Source organism: Amycolatopsis keratiniphila subsp. keratiniphila (assembly GCF_001620365.2).
In the GTDB taxonomy this organism is placed as follows: Bacteria; Actinomycetota; Actinomycetes; order Mycobacteriales; family Pseudonocardiaceae; genus Amycolatopsis; species Amycolatopsis keratiniphila.
The window spans coordinates 1-2,638 of the sequence record NZ_LQMT02000055.1; the positions used below are offsets into that span (position 1 = coordinate 1).

Genomic DNA, 2,638 nt, shown 5'->3' on the forward strand with positions numbered 1-2,638 from the left:
ACGGACCGTTCATAGCGCTCGTCAGTGGTTCGAGCAGGTCCCGACGATCTCCACGGTGTGGCTGATGTCGGAGAACCCGTGCTCCGAAGCGATCTTCTCGGCCCACCGCTCCACCGCGGGCCCCTCGACCTCGACGGTGCTGCCGCAGAGACGGCACACCAGGTGATGGTGGTGGTGCGACGAGCAACGCCGGTAGATGGCCTCGCCGGTGTCGGTGCGCAGGACGTCGATCTCGCCGGCCTCCGACAGCGACTGCAGCGTCCGGTACACCGTGGTGAGCCCGATGCCGTCTCCGCGTTTGCGCAGCTCGTCGTGCAGTTCCTGGGCGGAACGGAAGTCGTCGATCTCCTTGAGCAGCTCGACCACGGCGGCCCGCTGTTTCGTCGACCGGCGTCCCGGCACCGGCGCGGAACTGTTGGCCGTCGTCGGACTCATGCTCACTTCCCCTCCTGAACGTGGGCTACGGCGTCCACCACGATATGCGCAAGGTGATCGTCGACCAGCCGGTACACCACCTCTCGGCCGCGTCGCTCACCCTGTACGACACCCGCGGTCTTCAGCACCCGCAGGTGCTGGCTGATCAGCGGCTGCGCGACATCGAGCGTGTCCACCAGTTCGTGCACGCACCGGTCCGCGTTACGCAGCTGCATGACGATGGCGATGCGCACGGGCGCGGCGAGCGCCCTGAGCAGGTCCCCGGCGTCCGCGAGCACGGCGGGCGAGGCCGACGTGGCGGGTTCGGCGGGGGGACGGGCCGACGAATGCGGTCCGGGGTCTTCCGTGAGGCCCGGGGCGGCAGAGTCCGGGGTCACCGTAGCCATCGCCGCCTCCAAGTCCATCATGATTTCCGAAGTCATTGCCAGTAACAGCTCAGCCCATCTTAGTGTTCCCGTCCCCGGTGGTCTGTTCGCCGACCGGGCGACCACTTGGCGGCGATGTTACTGCTCCATTCGGGTGACTTCGCAAAGAAATGACCATTCCACTTCGCATGTGGTCGCCAACGGTGCAAGGTTGTCGCGGAGCGTTTCGTCGCTTCTCGTACGCTGACGACCGCGCTCTGACGGCCCGGAGAGGCAGTGGGGAGACATGACTCGTTTCGTGACGAAGCTGGCCGCCGCGACGGCGGCCGTCGCTTTGGCGTCGGTTCCGGGGCTCGCCTCGGCGCAGACGACGCAGGCCGTCGATGAGAAGACCGGCCCCGTGTCGTTCGCGAACGTGGCGTCGGTGCGCATCGGGAACCCGGGATCGCTGATCACCGAGACCCAGCGCTCGCCGCTGACACCCGGCCTGTCGAAACTGTCCCCGGACCGCACCGTCGTCCCGCGTGACAAGGGCGAGGAGAACACCTTCGGCGACAAATGGGCCGTCAACCTGGGCCGTTTCGGCGCTCAGAGCCCGTTCCCGCCCGGTATCGCCAGCCGCGATCACAACGTGGTCGCCGCGCTGCAGCAGACCACGGTCCCGACGGCGGTCGCGGAGGGCAACTTCGCCCTGCTCGACAACGGGCGCGGAGGCGCGAAGCCCGCCGACAACACCGTGCTGGTGCTCGAAGGCGCGAAGAGCGCCGTCGACTGCTCGTCGCCGGCCAAGGCGACGTCGTCGACGAGCGTGGGCAAGATCTGGGTGCGGGACCAGAACGGTGACTTGAAGCCGTCCGGTGCTTCGGGTGTCGACGTCAAGGGCCTCAAGCTCGGCCCGCCGTCGGTCATCAAGAACGAGAACATCGGCAAGGACGACACCACCTCCGACCTCACCGTGTCCCGCGTGACCGCGTTCGACCAGCTCATCCGGCAGGACGGCTGGCGCAACGGCGACGTCACCGCGGTGGCGGGCTGGAAGGTGGACATCGTCACGCACGTCCGTGACGACGCGGGCAAGGATCTGCGCGAGGCCCGTACGACGCTCGTGCTCGGCGGCGTGAGCTGCTCGATCCCGAAGAACTTCGTCGCGAAGCCCGCCGGTGGTACCGGACCGGGCGCGGCGCCCGCGCAACCCGCGGTGCCGGGGACGGTGCCCGCGGGCGGTATCCCGCCGCAGGCCGCCGACTCGACGCGGACCGTGGTCGGGCTGAGCCTGCTGGGCGGCGGCATCGTGATCGGCGCCGCGGCCATGCTGCTCCTCCGCCGCCGCAAACCCGTTCCGGTGCGGGAGAAGTAGCCGCCCCGTGCGGCCCTGGCAGGCGGCACTGTCCGCGGTGGTCTCCGCGCTCGCCATCTCCGCGGGCGTGATCGTGCTGACCTGGATCCCGCCGGAACAGCCGGTGTCGTTCGCGGAACCCGCGGTCGCGCCCGGTGAGGACGGTGCCCCCTTGGCGCTGCCCGCCGACAGTTCGAAACGCGGGCAGCGGCCCGGCACCATCCGCCTGCCCGAAGGCGGATCGGCGAGACTCGTGCGCTCCGAGGTCAACTCCACCGGCGTCCTCCCGATCCCGCGTGGGCTCGGCGACGCGGCCTGGTGGGGTGCGCGGCTGGGTGCCGAAGCGGGTACGGCGCTGATCTCCGGGCACGTCAACTGGGGCGGCGTCAAAGGACCGTTCGACGAGTTGTGGCGGATGCGGGAGGGCCAGGAAGTGGCCGTCAGCGACGCGGCGGGCGGCATCTGGGTCTATCGCGTGCGGGAGATCGTCACCGTGCACAAG

4 protein-coding genes are annotated in these 2,638 nt (G+C 69.5%); 2 read left to right on the plus strand and 2 right to left on the minus strand.

The genetic code is table 11. The features are described 5' to 3' along the window. Positions 1-21 precede the first annotated feature (21 nt). Together AVR91_RS41740 and AVR91_RS41745 are read right to left on the minus strand one after the other, a co-directional pair. The gene (locus AVR91_RS41740) at positions 22-435 is read right to left on the minus strand and encodes a Fur family transcriptional regulator (protein ID WP_020629376.1); all 414 of its coding nucleotides are present in this window, start codon (positions 433-435) and stop codon (positions 22-24) included. 2 nt (positions 436-437) lie between these two features. After that, positions 438-821 carry an ArsR/SmtB family transcription factor gene (locus tag AVR91_RS41745; RefSeq protein WP_043848664.1) on the minus strand — a complete coding sequence of 128 codons (384 nt, stop codon included), beginning with the start codon at positions 819-821 and terminating at the stop codon, positions 438-440. Positions 822-1,086: 265 nt separating this feature from the next. Here AVR91_RS41745 and AVR91_RS41750 point away from each other — a divergent pair, with 265 nt between their 5' ends. Together AVR91_RS41750 and AVR91_RS41755 are read left to right on the plus strand one after the other, a co-directional pair. Next, complete coding sequence (locus tag AVR91_RS41750; protein WP_063274616.1) at positions 1,087-2,157, plus strand: hypothetical protein; 1,071 nt, start codon at positions 1,087-1,089, stop codon at positions 2,155-2,157. A gap of 7 nt (positions 2,158-2,164) precedes the next feature. After that, positions 2,165-2,638, plus strand: a 474-nt coding sequence (locus tag AVR91_RS41755; RefSeq protein ID WP_076857571.1) for a class F sortase, incomplete at its 3' end; no start/stop codon positions are given.

Bases quoted from the DNA above. Each gene is read 5' to 3' on its own strand.
- AVR91_RS41740 (WP_020629376.1), bottom strand. From the start codon at position 435: ATGAGTCCGACGACGGCCAACAGTTCCGCGCCGGTGCCGGGACGCCGG.
- AVR91_RS41745 (WP_043848664.1), bottom strand. From the start codon at position 821: ATGGCTACGGTGACCCCGGACTCTGCCGCCCCGGGCCTCACGGAAGAC.
- AVR91_RS41750 (WP_063274616.1), top strand. From the start codon at position 1,087: ATGACTCGTTTCGTGACGAAGCTGGCCGCCGCGACGGCGGCCGTCGCT.